The organism is Limnohabitans sp. (assembly GCF_017848645.1).
Lineage (GTDB): Bacteria > Pseudomonadota > Gammaproteobacteria > Burkholderiales > Burkholderiaceae_C > Limnohabitans_A.
Window position 1 is genome coordinate 18,940 of the sequence record NZ_JAFEIF010000005.1, and the last position, 20,061, is coordinate 39,000.

At 60.9% G+C, this 20,061-nt stretch carries 20 protein-coding genes and 1 tRNA gene; 13 read left to right on the forward strand and 8 right to left on the reverse strand.

Annotation, left to right across the window (positions count from 1 at the left end; translation table 11 throughout):
* The first annotated feature begins 5 nt into the window (after positions 1 to 5).
* From QZ190_RS01360 to QZ190_RS01380, 5 genes are all read left to right on the forward strand, one after another.
* A complete protein-coding gene (locus QZ190_RS01360; protein ID WP_291912693.1) occupies positions 6 to 1,313 on the forward strand; it encodes a replication-associated recombination protein A in 1,308 nt (435 codons plus the stop codon).
* A 187-nt stretch (positions 1,314 to 1,500) separates the two neighbouring features.
* Positions 1,501 to 2,430, forward strand: coding sequence for a branched-chain amino acid ABC transporter permease (locus QZ190_RS01365; RefSeq protein ID WP_291912694.1), 930 nt, complete (start codon positions 1,501 to 1,503; stop codon positions 2,428 to 2,430).
* Between the two features lie 11 nt (positions 2,431 to 2,441).
* On the forward strand, positions 2,442 to 3,518 hold the full coding sequence (locus QZ190_RS01370; RefSeq protein WP_291912695.1) for an ABC transporter ATP-binding protein: 1,077 nt from the start codon (positions 2,442 to 2,444) through the stop codon (positions 3,516 to 3,518).
* Positions 3,515 to 4,315, forward strand: a complete 801-nt coding sequence (locus QZ190_RS01375) for an ABC transporter ATP-binding protein (protein WP_291912697.1) — start codon at positions 3,515 to 3,517, stop codon at positions 4,313 to 4,315. The genes QZ190_RS01370 and QZ190_RS01375 overlap by 4 nt, the downstream gene beginning before the upstream one ends.
* 1 nt (position 4,316) lies before the next feature.
* Entirely contained in the window at positions 4,317 to 5,033 is a 717-nt protein-coding gene (locus tag QZ190_RS01380; RefSeq protein WP_291912699.1) for an ABC transporter ATP-binding protein, read from the forward strand.
* Between the two features lie 64 nt (positions 5,034 to 5,097).
* Here the strand turns inward: QZ190_RS01380 and QZ190_RS01385 are convergent, their stop codons facing one another.
* Positions 5,098 to 6,072 carry a tripartite tricarboxylate transporter substrate binding protein gene (locus QZ190_RS01385; protein ID WP_291912702.1) on the reverse strand — a complete coding sequence of 325 codons (975 nt, stop codon included), beginning with the start codon at positions 6,070 to 6,072 and terminating at the stop codon, positions 5,098 to 5,100.
* Between the two features lie 26 nt (positions 6,073 to 6,098).
* Complete coding sequence (locus QZ190_RS01390) at positions 6,099 to 7,139, reverse strand: CDP-6-deoxy-delta-3,4-glucoseen reductase (protein ID WP_291912705.1); 1,041 nt, start codon at positions 7,137 to 7,139, stop codon at positions 6,099 to 6,101.
* A gap of 47 nt (positions 7,140 to 7,186) precedes the next feature.
* Here QZ190_RS01390 and QZ190_RS01395 point away from each other — a divergent pair, with 47 nt between their 5' ends.
* Positions 7,187 to 8,149, forward strand: coding sequence for an SDR family oxidoreductase (locus QZ190_RS01395; RefSeq protein WP_291912707.1), 963 nt, complete (start codon positions 7,187 to 7,189; stop codon positions 8,147 to 8,149).
* On the forward strand, positions 8,146 to 8,547 hold the full coding sequence (locus QZ190_RS01400) for a S4 domain-containing protein (protein ID WP_291912708.1): 402 nt from the start codon (positions 8,146 to 8,148) through the stop codon (positions 8,545 to 8,547). Before QZ190_RS01395 ends, QZ190_RS01400 begins: the two co-directional genes overlap by 4 nt.
* Positions 8,548 to 8,614: 67 nt before the next feature.
* Here QZ190_RS01400 and QZ190_RS01405 read toward each other — a convergent pair.
* Positions 8,615 to 8,699 (reverse strand) — tRNA-Leu (locus QZ190_RS01405).
* Between the two features lie 230 nt (positions 8,700 to 8,929).
* Between QZ190_RS01405 and cysM the strand changes: the two genes are divergently transcribed.
* The 3 genes from cysM to QZ190_RS01420 are packed head-to-tail and all read left to right on the forward strand — an operon-like array spanning position 8,930 to position 10,628.
* Entirely contained in the window at positions 8,930 to 9,832 is a 903-nt protein-coding gene (gene cysM / locus QZ190_RS01410) for a cysteine synthase CysM (RefSeq protein ID WP_291912711.1), read from the forward strand.
* 11 nt (positions 9,833 to 9,843) lie between these two features.
* Positions 9,844 to 10,401, forward strand: a complete 558-nt coding sequence (locus tag QZ190_RS01415) for an NUDIX domain-containing protein (protein WP_291912713.1) — start codon at positions 9,844 to 9,846, stop codon at positions 10,399 to 10,401.
* The gene (locus tag QZ190_RS01420) at positions 10,401 to 10,628 is read left to right on the forward strand and encodes a sulfurtransferase TusA family protein (protein WP_194945191.1); all 228 of its coding nucleotides are present in this window, start codon (positions 10,401 to 10,403) and stop codon (positions 10,626 to 10,628) included. Before QZ190_RS01415 ends, QZ190_RS01420 begins: the two co-directional genes overlap by 1 nt.
* Before the next feature lie 17 nt (positions 10,629 to 10,645).
* On the opposite strand, the gene galU is transcribed toward QZ190_RS01420, so the two are convergent.
* Together galU and QZ190_RS01430 are read right to left on the reverse strand one after the other, a co-directional pair.
* Positions 10,646 to 11,524 (reverse strand): UTP--glucose-1-phosphate uridylyltransferase GalU, encoded by an 879-nt coding sequence (gene galU / locus QZ190_RS01425; protein WP_090138589.1) that lies wholly within the window; start codon positions 11,522 to 11,524, stop codon positions 10,646 to 10,648.
* 25 nt (positions 11,525 to 11,549) lie between these two features.
* Complete coding sequence (locus tag QZ190_RS01430) at positions 11,550 to 14,573, reverse strand: valine--tRNA ligase (protein WP_291912720.1); 3,024 nt, start codon at positions 14,571 to 14,573, stop codon at positions 11,550 to 11,552.
* Between the two features lie 332 nt (positions 14,574 to 14,905).
* Between QZ190_RS01430 and QZ190_RS01435 the strand changes: the two genes are divergently transcribed.
* The 3 genes from QZ190_RS01435 (at position 14,906) to QZ190_RS01445 (ending at position 17,389) form a co-directional block, all read left to right on the forward strand.
* Positions 14,906 to 15,328 carry a rubrerythrin family protein gene (locus QZ190_RS01435; protein ID WP_062408037.1) on the forward strand — a complete coding sequence of 141 codons (423 nt, stop codon included), beginning with the start codon at positions 14,906 to 14,908 and terminating at the stop codon, positions 15,326 to 15,328.
* Positions 15,329 to 15,437: 109 nt separating this feature from the next.
* Positions 15,438 to 16,787: a heterodisulfide reductase-related iron-sulfur binding cluster gene (locus tag QZ190_RS01440; RefSeq protein ID WP_291912724.1), complete on the forward strand. Its 1,350-nt coding sequence runs from the start codon at positions 15,438 to 15,440 to the stop codon at positions 16,785 to 16,787.
* A gap of 11 nt (positions 16,788 to 16,798) precedes the next feature.
* Positions 16,799 to 17,389: a DUF3501 family protein gene (locus QZ190_RS01445; RefSeq protein ID WP_090138583.1), complete on the forward strand. Its 591-nt coding sequence runs from the start codon at positions 16,799 to 16,801 to the stop codon at positions 17,387 to 17,389.
* A 140-nt stretch (positions 17,390 to 17,529) separates the two neighbouring features.
* Here the strand turns inward: QZ190_RS01445 and QZ190_RS01450 are convergent, their stop codons facing one another.
* From QZ190_RS01450 to QZ190_RS01460, 3 genes are all read right to left on the reverse strand, one after another.
* Positions 17,530 to 18,153, reverse strand: a complete 624-nt coding sequence (locus QZ190_RS01450; RefSeq protein ID WP_291912727.1) for an L-threonylcarbamoyladenylate synthase — start codon at positions 18,151 to 18,153, stop codon at positions 17,530 to 17,532.
* Between the two features lie 78 nt (positions 18,154 to 18,231).
* The gene (locus QZ190_RS01455; protein WP_291912729.1) at positions 18,232 to 19,131 is read right to left on the reverse strand and encodes a DMT family transporter; all 900 of its coding nucleotides are present in this window, start codon (positions 19,129 to 19,131) and stop codon (positions 18,232 to 18,234) included.
* Complete coding sequence (locus tag QZ190_RS01460) at positions 19,128 to 19,982, reverse strand: 3',5'-nucleoside bisphosphate phosphatase (RefSeq protein ID WP_291912730.1); 855 nt, start codon at positions 19,980 to 19,982, stop codon at positions 19,128 to 19,130. Before QZ190_RS01460 ends, QZ190_RS01455 begins: the two co-directional genes overlap by 4 nt.
* Between the last annotated feature and the right edge of the window lie 79 nt (positions 19,983 to 20,061).

Consider the following 20,061-nt stretch of genomic DNA (forward strand, 5'->3'; position numbering starts at 1 on the left):
TGCAGATGAAAGCCGCCAGTCTCTCGCCCCACGCCTCTCACGCCCCTTTGGCCGAGCGCTTGCGCCCGCGCCAGTTGGGTGAGGTGATTGGCCAGCAGCATTTGTTGGGCGAGGGCATGGCACTGCGACTGGCTTTCGAGTCGGGCCAGCCGCACAGCTGCATTTTGTGGGGGCCGCCGGGCGTAGGCAAAACCACCATCGCCCGTTTGATGGCCGACGCGTTTGACGCGCAATTCTTGAGCATCAGTGCGGTGCTGGGCGGCGTCAAGGACATCCGCGAAGCGGTGGAAAAAGCCGAAGCGGCCCGCACCGGCTTGCACCCCCAGCGCACCATCATGTTCGTGGACGAGGTGCACCGCTTCAACAAAAGCCAGCAAGACGCGTTTTTGCCCCATGTGGAAAGCGGCCTGTTCACCTTCATCGGGGCCACCACCGAGAACCCTTCTTTTGAGGTCAATTCGGCCTTGCTGTCGCGGGCGGCGGTGTATGTGCTGCAGCCCTTGACCGAGGAAGACCTGCAAAGCATCGTGCTGCGGGCACAGGCCATTCAAGCCATTCCCGCCATCGAGCCCGAGGCGTTGGCCCGCTTGCTGGCCTATGCCGATGGCGATGCCCGGCGTTTGCTCAACACGCTGGAAACACTGGCCATGGCGGCCCGGCAGGAAAGCATCGATCCGGTGACCGACGCGTGGCTGATGCGCGTGCTGGGCGAGCGCATGCGCCGCTACGACAAAGGCGGCGAGCAGTTCTACGACACCATCAGCGCCTTGCACAAATCGGTGCGTGGCTCGGACCCGGATGCCGCCCTGTATTGGTTTGTGCGCATGCTCGACGGAGGAGCTGACCCGCGCTACATGGCCAGGCGCCTGATCCGCATGGCCAGCGAAGACATTGGCCTGGCCGACCCGCGAGCGCTGCGCATGGCGCTGGACGCGGCCGAGGTGTACGAGCGTCTGGGCAGCCCCGAGGGCGAGTTGACGCTGGCGCAGTGCGTGATTTATTTGGCCGTGGCCCCCAAATCGAATGCTGCCTACAAGGCTTTCAACCAAGCCAAGGCCTGGGTCAAAAAAGACGGAACCCGCCCAGTGCCCATGCATTTGCGCAATGCGCCCACCCAGCTCATGAAACAGCTGGACTATGGCAAGGGCTACCGCTATGCCCACGACGAGGAAGACGGCTTTGCTGCAGGCGAGCGTTATTTGCCAGAGGGCATGCCCGAACCCGGTTTTTACAAACCGGTTCGCCGGGGTTTAGAGATCAAAATTGCCGACAAACTGGAAGAACTGCGAAAGAAAAATTCGGCCACAGGGTAAGTCCCGACGGCAATGAATACTGGCGCGATCCTTTATTTCACTACAATCCCGCCACCCCGCCCGGTGAAGCATGAATCTGGCGGGGTTTTTGCTAGTTGTCAGGGCTCACCCAAAAGGTGATTCTTGATCCTAAAACAACAACCGAAGCTAAGACCCGCTAAGCGCAGGTCAAAACACGGAGAAATCAATGGACGTCTTTCTGCAGCAGGTCATCAACGGCCTGGTCATGGGCAGCATGTACGCCCTGGTGGCCTTGGGCTACACCATGGTGTACGGCATCATCAACCTGATCAACTTTGCGCACGGAGAAGTGCTGATGGTGGGCGCTCTGACGAGCTGGTCTGCCATCGGCATGATGCAGGGTGCCATGCCCGGTGCACCCGGATGGGTCATCCTGATTCTGGCCACTTTGATCGCCTGTGTGGTGGCCGTGGTCCTGAACTTTTCGATTGAAAAGATCGCTTACCGCCCTTTGCGCAACAGCCCCAAACTGGCCCCCCTGATCACAGCGATTGGCATGAGCATTTTGCTGCAGACCCTGGCCATGATCATCTGGAAGCCCAACTACAAGGCTTATCCCACCTTGCTGTCCAGCACCCCCATCAATATGGGGGGTGTGGTGATCACGCCCACCCAAATCATGATTTTGGGCGTCACGGCCGTCTCTTTGGCTGTTTTGATGTGGCTGGTCAACTACACCCGCCTGGGCCGCGCCATGCGGGCCACATCCGAGAATCCGCGTGTGGCCGCCTTGATGGGTGTCAAGCCCGACATGGTGATTTCAGCCACCTTCGTGATTGGTGCCGTGCTGGCCGCCATTGCAGGCGTGATGTACGCCTCCAACTACGGCACAGCGCAGCACGCGATGGGTTTCTTGCCGGGCCTTAAGGCCTTCACGGCAGCCGTGTTTGGTGGCATTGGCAACCTGGCTGGCGCCGTCATTGGTGGCATTTTGCTGGGTCTGATTGAGGCCATTGGCTCAGGCTACATCGGTTACCTGACAGGGGGTGTGCTGGGCAGCCATTACACCGACATTTTTGCGTTCATCGTCTTGATCATCGTGTTGACCCTGCGTCCTTCGGGCCTCATGGGTGAACGGGTGGCCGACCGCGCTTGATGGAGGTGAACATGAAAAACAACAAGACACTCCAATACATCCTGATCGGTGCAACGCTCATCGCTTTGCCATTGATTTTGCAAATGTTCGGCAACGCCTGGGTGCGCATTGCCGACATGGCGCTGCTCTACATCCTGCTGGCCGTAGGCCTGAACATTGTGGTGGGCTACGCGGGTCTGCTTGACCTCGGCTACGTGGCTTTCTTCGCGGTGGGGGCCTACATGTACGGCCTGCTGTCGTCACCGCATCTGACCAACACCTTTGCGTGGATCGCTGCAGCCTATCCCACGGGCATGCACATGCCCATTTGGCTCATCGTGCCTGTGGCGGCCGCCTTGGCGGGAGTGTTCGGCATGCTGCTGGGCGCGCCCACGCTCAAGTTGCGTGGCGACTACCTGGCCATCGTGACCTTGGGCTTTGGTGAAATCATCCGTGTGTTCATGAACAACCTGGACCACCCGGTCAACATCACCAACGGCCCCAAAGGTCTGTCGCAGATCGATCCGATCTCGATCTTTGGCGTGAACCTGGGTCAAAAGCTGATGATCGGCGACTTTGAGATCGCCTCGGTCTCGCTGTACTACTACCTGTTCCTGAGTCTGGTGCTGGTGACGATTTTGATCTCGCATCGGCTGGAGGTGTCCCGCATTGGCCGCGCCTGGATGGCGATCCGTGAAGACGAAATCGCCGCCAAGGCCATGGGTCTGAACACCCGCAACCTCAAGCTGCTGGCCTTTGGCATGGGCGCCACCTTTGGTGGTGTCTCGGGGGCCATGTTTGCAGGCTTTCAGGGCTTCATCTCGCCCGAGTCCTTCAGTCTGATGGAGTCGGTGATGATCGTGGCCATGGTGGTTTTGGGCGGTCTGGGCTATTTGCCAGGCGTGATTTTGGGGGCCATTTTGCTGTCGGCCTTGCCCGAAGTGCTGCGCTATGTGGCCGGCCCCTTGCAGGAGATGACCGGGGGCCGCCTGGACGCGTCCATCTTGCGCCAGTTGCTCGTGGCTTTGGCCATGATCGTGATCATGTTGATGCGGCCTCGCGGGCTGTGGCCTTCGCCTGAGCATGGCAAATCGCTCACGACGAAATGAAGGAGCAGACCATGAATCCAACAGCGAACAAAGACACCGTCCTCAAGGTCTCGGGCATTTCCAAGCGTTTCGGTGGCCTGCAGGCCCTGACCGACGTGGGCATCACCATCCAGCGCGGTCAGGTCTATGGCCTGATCGGCCCCAACGGCGCGGGCAAGACCACCTTCTTCAACGTGATCACGGGCCTGTACACGCCCGACAGCGGCTCATTCGAGCTGGCGGGCAAGCCCTACCAGCCCACAGCCGTGCACGAAGTGGCCAAGGCCGGCATTGCCCGCACCTTCCAGAACATCCGTTTGTTCGCCGAAATGACGGCGCTCGAAAACGTGATGGTGGGCCGCCATGTGCGCACCCACTCGGGCTTGCTGGGCGCGATTTTCCGCACGCCCGGCTTCAAGGCCGAAGAGGCCGCCATCGCGCAGCGTGCTCAAGAGTTGCTCGACTATGTGGGCATTGGCAAATACGCCGACTTCAAGGCCCGCACGCTGTCGTATGGCGACCAACGTCGCCTGGAAATCGCCCGCGCTTTGGCGACCGACCCGCAATTGATTGCGTTGGACGAACCCGCGGCCGGCATGAACGCGACCGAGAAGGTGCAGCTGCGCGAGTTGATCGACCAGATCCGCAAGGACAACCGCACCATTTTGCTGATCGAGCACGATGTGAAGCTGGTGATGGGCTTGTGTGACCGTGTCACGGTGCTCGACTACGGCAAGCAAATCGCCGAAGGCACGCCTGCCGATGTGCAGAAGAATGAAAAAGTGATTGAAGCCTATCTGGGCACGGGAGGGCACTGAGATGGCCAATGTTCTTTTGAAAGTCAAAGACCTGCAAGTCGGCTATGGCGGTATTCAGGCGGTCAAGGGCGTGAGCCTGGAGGTGCGCGAGGGCGAACTGGTCTCGCTGATCGGCTCCAACGGTGCGGGCAAAACCACCACCATGAAAGCGATCACGGGCACCTTGCCTTTGCAAGTGGGAGACATCGAGTACTTGGGCAAAAGCATCCAGGGCCAGGGTCCCTGGGACCTGGTCAAGCAAGGCTTGGCCATGGTGCCCGAAGGCCGTGGCGTGTTCACCCGCATGACCATCACCGAGAACCTGCAAATGGGCGCTTACATCCGCTCGGACAATTCGGGCATTGCAGACGACATCGAGAAGATGTTCACCATCTTCCCGCGCCTGCGTGAACGCAAAGACCAGTTGGCGGGCACCATGTCAGGTGGCGAGCAGCAAATGCTGGCCATGGGTCGTGCCCTGATGAGTCGCCCCAAGGTCTTGCTGCTGGATGAACCCTCCATGGGCTTGTCACCCATCATGGTCGACAAGATCTTCGAGGTGGTGCGCGATGTGTACGCCCAAGGCGTCACGGTGCTGCTGGTGGAGCAAAACGCCAGCCGTGCGCTGGCCATTGCCGACCGTGGTTATGTCATGGACTCAGGTCTTATCACCATGACCGGCGTGGGCAAGGAGATGCTCGAAGACCCCAAGGTGCGTGCCGCCTATTTGGGCGAGTAAGACCCCAGCTGCTCAACAAAAAGCCCGGCTCGCCGGGCTTTTTGCATTCTGGGTCAGAGCGCTCTCAATCTACCCGCGCCCCACTGGCTTTGACCACGCTTTCGTAACGTGTCAGCTCCTGCTTCATGAAAGCGCCAAACTGTTCGGGCGTGTTGCCCACCGGCTCGGCCAGCAGTTGTGCGAAACGTGTTTTGGTTTCGGGTGCTTGCAGCGCCGCCACAAAAGCCTTGTTCAGCCGATCCACCACATCACGCGGTGTGGCGGCAGGCGCCACCAGACCCCACCAGGTGTCGATCGAGAAATCTTTCAAGGTTTCGCTCATGCTCGGGATGTCTGGCAGTGCGTTGCTGCGCCGAGCGGTGGTCACGGCCAGGGCCTTGAGTCGGCCCGCTTTGATGTTGGCCGCTGCCGTGGCCAGGTTGTCGAAGTTGAAGTCGACTTGCCCCGACAACAAAGCCAGCTGCGCAGGGTTGCCGCCGTTGTAGGGAATGTGCACCGCAAAAATGCCTGCAGCCCGCTTGAACATTTCACCCGCCAGATGGCCGGCGCTGCCGTTGCCGCCCGAGCCAAAGTTCAATTTGGCCGGATTGGCTTTGGCATACGCCACCAAATCGGCCAGGCTGTTGATTTTCAGGCGCTGCGCGGTCTCGGCGTTCATCACCAGCACGTTGGGCACCCGCAGCATTTGCGTGATGGGCGCAAAGTCGCGGCTGGCGTCATAAGGCATCTTGGCAAACAGCCAGGGGTTGATGGCGTGTGTGGCTGTGGCCGCGATGCCGATCGTCAGGCCATCGGGCGCGGCCTTGGCCACCAGGTCAGCGCCCAGGTTGCCGCCAGCGCCGGGGCGGTTTTCAATGAACACAGTGCCCAGGCTGTCCTTGACGCGCTCGGCCAGTGCCCTGGCCGTGACGTCGATGGGGCCACCGGCTGCGTAAGGCACGATGATGCGGATGGGTTTGCCTTGCGCCCAAGCAGGGGCCCAAGCCGGTGAGCTGAGTGCGAAGGAGGCGGCTGCAAATTGGCGGCGGGTGATGGACATGGGGTGCTCCGTGAAACAGGTCAACTTCAAGCCTTGGCTTTGTCAGCCTCGGAGGTGAACGAATCGGCGTAAAACTCTTCTTCGGGCAAATGGCCCTGCGCCACATAGTCGCGCTTGGCCGAGTCCACCACGATGGGTGCGCCGCAGGCATAGACCTGGTGGCCCGACAGATCGGGAAAGTCCTGCAGCACGGCCTGGTGCACAAAGCCGGTGCGGCCGGTCCATTGGTCTTCGGCTTCAGCGTTCGAGATCACGGGCACATAGCGCAGGTTGGGCATCTCGGCCAGGCGCGCTTCGATCCAGTCGGCCATGTACAGGTCGGCCGGACGGCGGCCGCCCCAGTACAGCGTGGCCGGGCGGGTGATGCCGCGGTGCTGCATGTGCTCGATCAGCGCCTTGATGGGTGCAAAGCCCGTGCCCGAGGCCAGCAGCACCATGGGCTTGTTGCTGTCTTCACGCAGGTAAAAGCTGCCGTACGGGCCTTCGGCACGCAGGATGTCTTTTTCTTTCATGGTGGTGAACACCGGGTCGGTGAACTTGCCGCCCGGCATGTGGCGGATGTGCAGCTCCACGGTGGGCGGGGCCACCTCCAGGGTGTGCGGGGCGTTGGCCATGCTGTAGCTGCGGCGCGAGCCGTCTCGCAACAAAAATTCGATGTACTGGCCTGCGTGGAACTTCATCACGTCGTTGGCGGGCAGTTGCAGCTTGAGTTCGATCACGTCGTGTGACTTTTTTGCCAAACTGACCACGCGCACGGGCATTTTCTTGACAGGCAAACCGCCTTCTGCGGTCACTTGTTTCGATTCAAGCACCACATCACTTTGGGCGGTGGCGCAGCAAGTCAGGATCAGACCCTGTGCTTCTTCCTCGTCACTCAGGGCTTTGGTTTGGTGCGGGCCATGCACCACGGTGCCCGAGATTTTTTTGCACTTGCACGAACCGCAAGCGCCGTCCTTGCAGCCATAGGGCAGGCCGATGCCCTGGCGGATGCCTGCGGTCAGCAGGGTTTCGTTGTCGTCTGCAGTGAAGCTGCGGCCGCTGGGCTGCACGGAAATTTGAAAGCTCATCTTTTGGGTATCCTTGAGGGGTTGTATTCGACCCGGAACCCCTGATTTTGCCTTCAAACCAAACCCCCTTGGGCGCACGGCCTGCCCGCTTCCGTCGCCAACGCATTTTGATCGTGGGCTGTGGCGATGTGGGCTTGCGCGCTGCGGGCCAGCTGGGTGCGCCGCAAAACCAGCGTGTGCGCTTGATGGCGCTGACTTCATCGCCCGAGCGCGTGCGTTTGCTGCGGGCCTGCGGCATCACCCCTTTGCAAGGCGACCTGGACGATGCGGCCAGTTTGAAGCGCTTGGCGGGCATTGCGCACCGGGTGATCCATCTGGCGCCGCCGCCCACCGACCGCCAAGGCGCCTCGGACCGTGATCCGCGCAGCTTGGCCTTGGTGCGCGCCTTGCGCCTGCGCACGCTGCCGCAAGCCTTGGTTTATGGCTCCACCACGGGTGTTTATGGCGACTGCGCCGGTCAGCGGGTCGATGAAACCCGGACCGTGAATCCGCACACCCCCCGCGCTCAGCGGCGGGTCGATGCGGAAAATTTGATGCGGTTTTTGGGGCGCAGTGGCGTGCGGGTGAGTGTGCTGCGCATCCCCGGCATTTACGCCCCCGACCGCGAAGGCGGCACGCCTCGCGAGCGCTTGCTCAGGGGCACGCCCGTGCTGGTGGCCAAGGAGGATGTGTACACCAACCACATCCATGCCAACGATCTGGCCCGAGCCTGTGCCGCCGCTTTGTGGCGCGGCAAGCCGCAGCGCGTGGTGAACGTCACCGACGACACCGATCTGAAGATGGGCGACTACTTTGACCTGGCCGCTGGCCTTTATGGCTTGGCCAAGCCACTTCGCATTTCACGCCACGATGCCAACACCGCCTTGCCTCTGATGCTGCTCAGCTTCATGAGCGAGTCCCGGCGGCTGGACAACACGCGCATGAAAAAAGAATTGAAGGTTCGCTTGCATTACCCGCATGTGCGCGACGGCCTGAGCCCGCAAGGCGCTTTGTTTTCGGGGGCGCGATGACTTCTTTGCGCATCGACAAATGGCTGTGGGCGGCCCGTTTTTACAAAACCCGCAGCCTGGCCAGCGAAGAGATCGGCAAGAACCGTGTGCAGGTCAACGGCCAGGACGCCAAGCCGTCCAAAGAGGTCAAACCCGGCGACACCGTGTGTCTGCGCCAAGGCGCTGTGGAGCGCACGGTGGTGGTGCAAGGTTTGAGCGGCGTGCGGGGCCCGGCCCCCGTGGCGCAGCTGCTCTACACAGAAACCCCTGAAAGCATCGCGGCCCGCCAAAAAGCCGCCGAGCAGCACCGCCTGGCCCGCGAACCCGCGCTGAGCATTGAGCAAGGCCGCCCCACCAAACGCGACCGCCGGCAGATTGAGCGCAACTGGAATGACCGTTGGAGTGCGGGGATCGATTGAGGGTGGGCTCAGCCAGCGAAGCGCCCAAGAAAAAAGCCGCAAGTTGCTGGAACTTGCGGCTTTACTCTGGTGCCCGGGGCCGGACTCGAACCGGCACGCCTTGCGGCGGGGGATTTTGAGTCCCCTGAGTCTACCAATTTCACCACCCGGGCGGTATTTGTGAAGACGCAAATTATGGCACATTTTTGACGCCATTTTGGGCTGTCGGTTAAAAGATGTCGGTGTGAACTGTGGCGCAGCCATTGACCCTCATGCCTGTGGCACGCAAACGCCGCTGGTACCGCAGGGCAGCCAGGCCCAGCAGCGGGCAGGCGGGTTTATACGGTGGTTGGGGCCTGGCTCACCGCCATCAAGGGCGTTCAACTTATGGCAAAGTACGGCCATGATTTATCCAACCATCGAAGATGCGATCGGCAAAACACCTGTGGTGGCTTTGCAGCGCTTGGGGGCAGCGGATTGCGCTGCGCGTGGCAATGTGATTTTGGGCAAGCTCGAGGGCAACAACCCGGCGGGCTCCGTGAAGGATCGGCCCGCCTTGTCGATGATCCGTCGGGCCGAAGAGCGCGGCGAGATCAAGCCGGGCGACACCCTGATCGAGGCGACATCCGGCAACACCGGCATTGCGTTGGCCATGGCGGCGGCCATCAAGGGCTACCGCATGGTCTTGATCATGCCGGAGGACCTTTCAATTGAACGCGCCCAGACCATGAAGGCGTTTGGTGCTGAGTTGATCCTCACGCCCAAGAGCGGCGGCATGGAATACGCCCGTGATTTGGCCGACAACATGGCCGCGCAAGGCAAGGGCCGCATCCTGGATCAGTTTGCCAACGCCGACAACCCGCGCATCCATTACGAAACCACCGGCCCCGAGATCTGGGAGCAGACGGGCGGCAAAGTGACCCACTTTGTCAGCGCCATGGGCACCACCGGCACGATCACGGGCGTGTCGCGGTTTCTGAAAGAAAAGAACCCGGCGATTCGCATCATCGGTGCCCAGCCCAGCGAGGGCTCGCGCATTCCGGGCATCCGCAAGTGGCCCCAGGAATACCTGCCCAAAATTTATGACCCCAGCCATGTGGACGAGCTGATTTACGTGAGCCAAAACGATGCCGAGGAAAGCTGCCGCCAGATGGCGCGGACCGAAGGCATTTTTGCGGGCATCTCCGCAGCGGGTGCTTGCTGGGTGGCGCAGCAAGTAGCCAAGACGGCGCAAAACGCCACCATCGTGTTCATCGTCTGCGATCGCGGTGACCGCTATTTGTCCACGGGCGTGTTTCCCGCCTGACCGGAGGCTTCATGGCTGAATACCGCTTTTGCCCCATGTGTGCCAGTCCTCTGGCCTGGCTTTCGCAAATGGAAGACGGGGGCGAAACGATGCGCTTGCGTTGCACTGCTTGTGACTTCACCCACTGGAATAACCCGACGCCCGTGCTGGCGGGCATTGTGCAAGTGGGCGATCAGATTTTGCTGGCCCGCAATGCCGCATGGCCTGGGCGACGTTTTGCGCTGATCACCGGCTTCATGGAAGCGGGCGAAACGCCCGAAGAAGGCATCACACGTGAGATTGCCGAAGAAACCAACCTGAAGGTCTCAGCGCTCAAGTTGATTGGCGTTTATGACTTTCAGCGCATGAACCAGGTGATCATTGCCTACCACGCGGTGGCCGAGGGTGAGGTGCGTTTGTCGCCCGAGTTGGCCGAGTACAAGATGTTCGACTTCGAGGATTTGATCTGCTGGCCAGCAGGCACCGGTTACGCCTTGGGCGACTGGCTGCGCACCATCGGCATCGAGCCGAAATTCATGACGTGGGAAGAGCGTGCCGCGCAAAGCCAGGAAGCGAATCAGGACACATGATGCAGATCGACAAAGAAATTGACACCAGCGGCCTGAACTGTCCCTTGCCTATTTTGAAAGCCAAAAAGGCTTTGAACGAGATGAGCAGCGGTCAGGTGCTCAAAGTGACGGCGACCGACCCCGGCGCTTGGCGCGACTTTGAGGCCTTTGCCAGGCAGACCGGCAACGATTTGTTGATGCAGGAAAAGACGGAAACGGCGTTTGTGTTTGCACTCAAACGCCGCTGAGAAGGGTCCGCTGAGCCTTACAGGCTCAAGCCCTTGAGGTAGTCGCGGAACGATGCGCCCACTTGAGGGTGCTGCAAAGCCAGCTCCACCGTGGCTTCCAGAAAGCCTTCCTTGCTGCCGCAGTCGTAGCGCTTGCCTTGGTACTGAAATGCGTACACCGCTTCGCGCTGCATCAGGCGGGCGATGGCATCGGTGAGCTGGATTTCGCCGCCCACGCCGGTGGGCTGGTTGCGGATCTCGTCAAAAATGCCTGGCGTGAGGATGTAGCGGCCGGCCACCCCCATGCGCGAAGGCGCTTTGTCCGGGCTGGGTTTTTCCACAATTTGCTCGACACGGATGAGCTGTTTGCCTGCAGGCTCGCCAGCGACGATGCCGTAGCGCCTGACCTGGTCGAGTGGCACTTCCTGCACCGCCAAAACCGATCGGCCTTGCTTGGTATAGGCCTCAACCATTTGGGACAACACAGAGGTGCCCGAGTTGACCATCAGGTCATCGGCCAGCAGCACCGCAAACGGCTCGTTGCCCACCAAAGGCTCGGCGCACAGCACTGCGTGGCCCAGGCCGAGCATGCGGTTTTGGCGCACGTAGGCGCACACCATGTCGTCGGGTTGCACCGAGCGCACCAAGGCCAGCAATTCGTCCTTGTGCGCGGCTTCGAGTTCGCTTTCGAGTTCGTAAGCGGTGTCAAAATGGTCTTCGATGGCCCGCTTGCTGCGGCCCGTGACAAAGATCATGTGGCGCACCCCCGCCGCATAGGCTTCTTCCACCGCGTACTGGATCAGCGGCTTGTCGACCACCGGCAGCATCTCTTTGGGCGCGGCTTTGGTGGCAGGCAAAAAGCGCGTGCCCAGACCTGCAACAGGGAACACGGCTTTGCGGATGACGTTGTGGCTCATGGGGGTGTCCTTGGTGTGCAGGCGATCAGCCCAGGCGTTGCAGTTGCTGGCGAATTTTATCGAGCGTGGCACCGAAATCGGCCACGCGCTTTCTGGTCTCGTCGAGCACGGCTTGCGGGGCTTTGGCCACAAAGGCTTCGTTGCCAAGCTTGGCGTTGGCCTTGGTTATTTCGCCTTCGAGGCGGGCAACTTCCTTGCTCAGACGGATTTTTTCAGCGGCCGCATCCACTTCGATGAAAAGGCACAGTCGCGCTTCGCCCACTACGGCCACAGGGGCCGATTGTGCGGCGGCTATCCATTCGGCTTCGGTGTCAAACACCTTCACTTCGCTCAGCTTGGCCAGCGACTGCAGCACGGGGGCTACGCTTTGCATGAAAGTGGTGTCACCCAGCACATACAGGGGCATGCGGGTCGAGGGGGAGACGTTCATTTCGCCCCGCAGGTTGCGGCAGGCGTCGACCAGGGTTTTGAGCTTGGCCACATGGGCTTCGGCTGCTTCGTCGATGCGCTCAGGCTGGCTCACGGGGTAGGCCGCAATGCTGACCGACTCGCCCGGGCGGCCCGCCACCACCGACACTTTTTGCCAGAGTTCTTCGGTGATGAAGGGGATGATGGGGTGCGCCAAGCGCATGATGGTTTCGAGTGTGCGGATCAGGGTGCGGCGGGTGGCGCGTTGTTGCGCGTCGTTACCGGTGTTGATTTGCACCTTGGCGATTTCGAGGTACCAGTCGCAGAACTCGTTCCAGACAAAGTCATAAATCGTGTTGGCCACGTTGTCCAGGCGGTACTCGGCAAAGCCTTTGGCCACATCGGCTTCGACGCGCTGCAGCTGCGAGCTGATCCAGCGGTCGGCCTGGCTGAAGGCCAAGTAGCCGTGGGCCGGGCCGCCCACTTCGCACTCGGCTTTGGTGTGCTCTTTCAGGCCGCAGTCCTGGCCTTCGCAGTTCATCAGCACAAAGCGGGTGGCGTTCCACAGCTTGTTGCAGAAGTTACGGTAACCCTCGCAGCGCTTGGAGTCAAAGTTGATGCTGCGGCCCAGTGACGCGAGCGCCGCGAATGTGAAGCGCAGGGCGTCGGCACCGTAGGCAGGGATGCCGTCTGGGAATTCTTTTTCGGTTTGCTTGCGGACCTTGGGGGCGGTCTCGGGCTTGCGCAGGCCTTGGGTGCGTTTTTCCAGCAGGGGTTCGAGCGTGATGCCGTCGATCAGGTCAACCGGGTCGAGCACATTGCCCTCGGACTTGCTCATCTTCTTGCCTTGGGCATCGAGCACCAGGCCGTGGATGTAGACGTGTTTGAAGGGCACTTTGCCGGTGAAGTGCGTGGTCATCATGATCATCCGGGCGACCCAGAAGAAGATGATGTCGTAGCCGGTCACCAGCACGCTGCTGGGGAGATAGAGGTCGTAATCGCTTTGGCTGTTGTTGGTGTTGCTATGAGTTGTGGCGTTGGTTCCGCTGGCGAGCGTGCCGGAACCGGTCTTGCTCATACTCGCTTCGCTCGCAAAGTCGCTGCGCCCGGTCCCGGCACGCTCGCCAGCTGCGGCGTTGGGCCAGCCCATTGTTGAGAAGGGCACCAAGGCGCTCGAGTACCAAGTGTCCAGCACGTCTTCGTCACGCTTGAGCGTCTTGCCCGGCGCTTTGGCTTGCGCTTCGGCCTCGTTGCGGGCCACGTATACCTTGCCGTCTTCGTCGTACCAAGCGGGAATCTGGTGGCCCCACCACAGCTGGCGCGAGATGCACCAGTCCTGGATGTTGTTCATCCACTGGTTGTAGGTGTTGACCCAGTTTTCGGGCACAAAGCTCACGGCGCCGGACTGCACCGCGTCGATGGCTTTTTGGGCAATGCTCTTGCCTGTGGCATCGCCTTGGCCCACTTGGTTCATGGCCACGAACCACTGGTCAGTCAGCATGGGCTCGATCACTTGGCCGGTGCGGGCGCAGCGCGGCACCATGAGTTTGTGTTTCTTCACTTCGACCAAAGCGCCTGCGGCTTCGAGGTCGGCCACCACGGCCTTGCGGGCCACGAAGCGGTCCAGGCCCCGGTATTTTTCAGGCGCGTTCGCGTTGATCGTCGCGTCCAGGTTCAGCACGCAGATCATCTCCAGCTTGTGGCGCTGGCCGACTTGGTAGTCGTTGGTGTCGTGGGCGGGTGTGACCTTGACCACGCCCGTGCCAAAGTCCTTGTCCACATAGTCGTCGGCAATCACGGGGATGGTGCGGCCACACAGGGGCAGGTTGACTTGTTGGCCAATGAGGTGTTTGTAACGCTGGTCTTCTGGGTGCACCATCACCGCCACGTCGCCCAGCAGGGTTTCCGGGCGGGTGGTGGCGACCGTCAAGCTGCCTGAGCCGTCGGCCAAGTCATAGCGGATGTGCCACATCGAGCCTTCTTCTTCCTCGCTCTCAACTTCGAGGTCAGACACGGCGCTCATCAGCACCGGGTCCCAGTTCACCAGACGTTTGCCACGGTAGATCAGGCCTTGCTCGTACAACTGCACAAAGGTTTCGGTCACGGTTTTGGACAGCTTGGGGTCCATCGTGAAGTATTCGCGGCTCCAGTCCACGCTGTCGCCCATTCGGCGCATCTGGCTGGTGATGGTGCTGCCCGATTCTTCTTTCCACTCCCACACCTTGCTCACAAAGTTCTTGCGCGCTTCTGCGGGTGTGGGGCCCATGTCGTGGCGGCTGATGCCTTTGGCCTGCAGCTGGCGCTCCACCACGATCTGGGTGGCGATGCCCGCATGGTCCGTGCCCGGAATCCAGGCCGTGTTGTGACCCAGCATGCGGTGGTAGCGCGTCAACGAGTCCATGATGGTCTGGTTGAAGGCGTGGCCCATGTGCAATGTGCCGGTCACGTTGGGCGGTGGCAATTGGATGGCAAACGCTGGAGCGCCTTCCTTGGGCGCTTGGGTGCCCCGGAAACCGGCGACACCGTAACCGCGTTTCTCCCACTCGGGTCCCCAATGGGCTTCCAGCGCGGCGGGTTCAAACGATTTGGACAGGCTCTCAAGGCCGGGCTGATGGGCCACAGTGGCGGGTGCGTTGCTCATGGGGAGGGTCTTTTCAAAAAAGAAAACGGCAGCTCAGCAGATGCCGTGCGGGACCCTGTCAGGCCCCAAAACAATGATTTTACCCAGCCCTTCTGGCCTGCTCTTGGGCTTGTAGAGCCCGCTGCTCGGGTTTACCGCCAGCTTGCAGTCCTGCAAATGAGAAGGGGGGGCGGCTAATTAGTTGATATTTATCAATGCGGCTGCTCAATAGCATCGGGCAATCAATGCCATTGCATCAATCTATTGGGCAGACTGAACGGTACAGGGTTAATCTACGCCGTCTCTGGCGATCCTGCCAGGGCAATCGACTCAAAACCCACAAGGAGATATCCATGGCAGCACTCAAAGGCTCGCGCACGGAACAATGCCTGAAGGACGCCTTCGCTGGCGAATCCCAGGCCAACCGTCGCTATTTGTACTTCGCGAACAAAGCTGACGTTGAAGGTCAGAACGACGTGGCAGCCCTGTTCCGTTCCACCGCTGAAGGTGAAACAGGTCATGCCCACGGTCACCTGGAATTCCTGGAGCAATCCGGCGACCCAGCAACTGGCATGCCCATTGGCTCGACACGTGACAACCTGGCTTCGGCTGTGGCTGGCGAAACCCACGAGTACACCGACATGTACCCTGGCATGGCCAAGACCGCCCGCGAAGAGGGTTTTGACGAAATCGCCGACTGGTTCGAGACCCTGGCCAAGGCTGAGCGTTCACACGCCAACCGTTACCAGAAAGCCTTGAACGAACTGGTGGATTGATTCCCCTGGTCCGCGAGCCCGCTGCACCGCAAGGCGCAGCGGGTTTTTCTCAGGGCTCTGGCTGCAGAGTCTTCAGAAAAACCCGATAAAAATCTCAAAGGAGCACAACATGGCCAAAGAAGGCAACCTCGAAGCCCCCACCCGTCACGCGCTGGGCTGGGAGAGCCCCGACTTCTACAACGAAGAAAAGTGCTTTGATGAGCTCGAGCGCATTTTCGACATCTGCCATGGCTGCCGCCGCTGTGTGAGCCTGTGCAACTCTTTCCCCACCTTGTTCGACCTGGTGGATGAAAGCAGCACCATGGAAGTCGACGGTGTGGACAAGAAGGACTACTGGAAAGTGGTGGACCAGTGCTTCATGTGCGACCTGTGCTACATGACCAAGTGCCCCTACACCCCTCCCCACGAGTGGAACCTGGACTTCCCGCACACCATGCTGCGGGCCAAGGCCATCAAGTTCAAAAAAGGCGAAGTGGGCGCAGCCGAAAAGTTTTTGGCCTCCACCGACACCCACGGCTCTTTTGCAGGCATCCCGATCGTGGTGCAGGCCATCAACGCCATCAACAAAACCGAAGCGGCGCGCAGCGTCATGGAAAGCGTGGCGGGCGTGGACAAAAACGCCTGGCTGCCCTCGTTGGCCACTAAAAAGTTCCGCTCCAGCGCCCCGGATGCCCAAGCTTCCAAAGTGGTGGACGGCGAGAAAACACCGGGCAAGGTGGCGATTTATTCCACCTGCTACATCAACTACAACGAGCCCGGCATTGGCCATGACCTCCTGAAAATCCTCGACCACAACGACATCCCGTATGTGCTGGTCGAGAAAGAAAAGTGCTGCGGCATGCCCAAGCTGGAGCTGGGCGATCTGGATTCGGTCAAGGACTCCAAAGAGGCCAACATCCCGGTCCTGGCCAAATACGCCAAAGACGGTTACGCCATCATGGCGGCCGTGCCCAGCTGTGCCTTGATGTTCAAGCAGGAAATCCCGCTCATGTTCCCGGACTGCACTGACACCCAGTTGGTCAAAGACGCGATGTGGGACCCGTTTGAGTACTTCATGGCCCGCAAACGCGATGGCTTGCTCAAGACCGAGTTCCCGCAAAAGCTGGGCAACGTGAGCTACCAGATTCCTTGCCACGGCCGTGTGCAAAATATCGGTAAGAAGACCGAAGAAATGCTCAAGATGATCCCGGACACCGAGATCAACACCATCGAGCGCTGCTCGGGTCATGCCGGCACTTACGGCGTCAAAAAAGGCTCACACGAGATGGCGATGAAAATCGGCAAACCCGTGTTCAAGGCCATGGCCACCATGAAGGACGGCTCCAAGCCCGACTTCATCAGCTCCGACTGCCCGCTGGGCGGCCACCACATTGCCCAAGGCTTTGAGGTCAATGGCCTGGGCGCCCCTGAACTGAACCACCCCTTGACCTTGGTGCGCAAAGCCTACGGTCTCAAATAAGGAACACTGCCATGCAACTGACCGGAAAAATCACGCCCGAGACCCTGATGTCTTTGGAGGCCTACACCAAGTGGCGCAAGGTGCACAAGCCAGAAGTGATCGCCCACCGCAAGCTGCGCAGCGTCCGCCTGGGTGAGCACATCAACATGCAGTTCGAGAGCGAGACCACCATCCGCTACCAGATCCAGGAGATGCTGCGCATCGAAAAAGTCTTCGAAGAAGAGGGCATCCTGCAAGAGATCGAGGCCTATGCCCCGCTGGTGCCGGACGGCAGCAACTGGAAGGCGACCATGATGATCGAGTACGTCGACATCAACGAGCGCAGACGCGAACTGGCCAAGCTGATCGGCGTGGAAGATCGCATGTTTGTTGAAGTCGAAGGCCATGGCCGTGTTTATGCCATTGCCGACGAAGACCTGGACCGCGAGACCGATGAAAAAACCTCAGCGGTGCACTTTGTGCGCTTTGAACTCAAGCCCGCCATGTGTGCGGCCGTGAAGGCTGGCGCTGGGGTCAAGTTGGGGTGCGACCACACGCATTACCCCTCACACATCGACATCGCGCCCGACACGCTGGCCAGTCTGGCGGGTGATCTGAAGTAATCCGTCAGCGATTTTCATGCCATACCCCTGCTGCGGCCCTTGGGCTGTTGCAGGGGTTTTCTCTTGGGTGGCATGACGGTCGCATCTGACTTGTCTGCGTTCAAGAGCGCTGGGCCCGGTTCTGGGCAGAAGGTCGTGGCTTAGAGGCCCAGCAGCGCCGGGTCGCCTTGACCGTGGCGAATCACGGTGGGTTCATCGCCACCCATGTCGATCACGGTGGTGGGTTCGAGCGAGCACGCCCCGGCATCGATGACCGCACCCACTTGGTGTTCCAGCCGTTCACGGATCTCTTCGGGGTCGTTCAGCGGCAGGTCTTCGCCCGGCATGATGAGGGTGGCCGCCAGCAGCGGGGCGCCATGCAGGGCCAGCAGTTCTTGCAACACTTTGTGCTCGGGCACGCGCAGACCAATGGTTTTGCGCTGCGGGTGGCTCAAGCGGCGCGGCACTTCCTTGGTGGCTTCCAAAATGAAGGTAAAGGGCCCGGGCGTGGCCTGCTTGATGGCGCGAAACTGCCGGTTGTCTACTTTGGCGTAGTTGGCCAGCTCGCTCAGGTCGCGGCACAGCAGCGTCAAGTGGTGCTTGTCGTCCACAGCACGGATGCGGCGCAACTGGTCTGCGGCGTTTTTGTCGTCCAGGTGGCAGACCAGGGCGTAACTGGAATCGGTGGGCACGGCCAGCACGCTGCCTTGGTTGAGCAGCTGCACGGCTTGCTTGAGCAGGCGAGCTTGCGGGTTGTCGGGGTGAACAGTGAAAAACTGGGCCATGGGTGCGGGCAGTCGATTGCCGGTGATGAATCAATGTCTTTACTTGAGGGCGCAGCCCACTTTGAAATGAGGCTGTCCTCAGGTTTCCGGGGGCTGGATGCTGATGCGGTTTTCACGCACCGTGAGCCAGGCCCCCAAAGCACCGCACAGCGCAATCAAGCCCATGCCCACAAAGGTCCATTGGTCAGGCAGGTGGTTGAAGACGATCCAGCCGCCCAGCACACCGAAGCCAATTTGTGCGTACATATAAGGAGTGAGCGTGGCGGCCGGGGCGCGGCCATAGGCCAGGATCAGGAAAAAGTGCCCTACCGTACCCATCAGGCCCATCAGCAACAGCTGCAGCCAAACCACCCCATCGGTGGGCATTTGCCACACGAAAGGCAGCATGAGGGAAGCCAGCACCGTCACGATCCAGCCTGTGTAAAAGTGCGTGGTGATCGGGTCCTCGGTCTTGGACATGTGGCTGGTCAGAATCTGGAACCCGGCATTGGCCAGCACCAGCAGCAGGGGCAAGGCCAAGGTCCAGTCAAATTCATGGCTGCCCGGGCGAATGATGACCAAGGTGCCCACGAAACCGCCCAGCACCAGCAGCCAGCGCAGGGGGCGGATGCTCTCCTTGAGCATCCAGGCCGACAGCAAGGTGATCACCAGCGGGCTCAAAAGGGAGATGGCGGTGAATTCGCCCACGGGCATGTACTTGAGGCTCGTGAAGGCCAGGACGCCGCAGGCCAACAAGAGCAGGCCTCGCGCCAGCTGAAAGCGGGGGTTGCGGGTGCTCAACACTCGGCGGCCACGGCCTGGCCAAACCACGATGGTGGTGATCAGCGCCTGAATGACGTAGCGGAACCACAGCGCCACCAGCACCGACAAGCCGGCACTCACATGCCGGGTGGTGGTGTCCAAGGTGGCGAAACAGGCGGTGGCCAAGACCGCAAAGCCGATGCCCTGAAGGCTGGCGTGTCGGTGCGTCGGGTTCACTGGATGCGGTCGGCGAGCAGGTCCCAGACGGGGGTCAGCTGACCCGGCAAGAGGGGCAGGGTGCCCAGGTCGATGCGGCTTTCTTCGGGACTGTGAAAGTCACTGCCGCGCGAAGCCACCAGGTCGAATTCGAGGGCGGTTTCTGCGTAGCGCACCGCTTCTTGCGAGGAGTGGCTGCCGGTGATGACTTCTACCCCACGCCCGCCATGGGCCTTGAATTCGCTGAACAGTGCGTACTCTTCGTTGGGCGTGAAGCCATAGCGGGCCGGGTGGGCAATGACGGCGATGCCACCGGCCTCGGTGATCCACTGCACCGCTTCTTGCAGCCGCGCCCAGCGGTGCGGCACGTAGCCGGGTTTGCCTTCGGTCAGGTATTTGCGAAACACCTCCGAGGTGTCGCTGCAGACACCCGTTTCGACCAGGTGCCGGGCAAAGTGGGTGCGCGAGATCAGCTCGGGGTTGCCCACGTAGTGCAGGGCGCCTTCGTAGGCGTTTTTGATGCCGACTTTGGCCAGGCCGTCTGACATCTCTTGGGCGCGTTCGCTGCGCCCGCCCCGGGTGCGGCGCAAGCCGGCCACCAGGGCGCTGTTGTGCGGGTCAAAGCCCAGGCCCACGATGTGCACCGTCTGGTGGGCGAAGGTGACTGAAATCTCGGTGCCTGTCAGGTAGGGCAGGCCCTGCGCACGGGCTGCGGCCAGGGCACGGTCTTGCCCACCCACCTCGTCGTGGTCGGTCAGCGCCCACAGTTCCACGCCGTTGGCTTTGGCGCGTTCGGCCAGGGCTTCGGGGGTGAGGGTGCCGTCGGAGATGACGGAGTGGCAGTGCAGGTCGGCGTTCATCATGCGGTCCATTTTAGGCGCATGCCGCTGGGCCACAGCAGCTTGTAGGGTCTTGTCTTGCCCCAGCCCAGCAAAGGGCAACAGCCCTGCA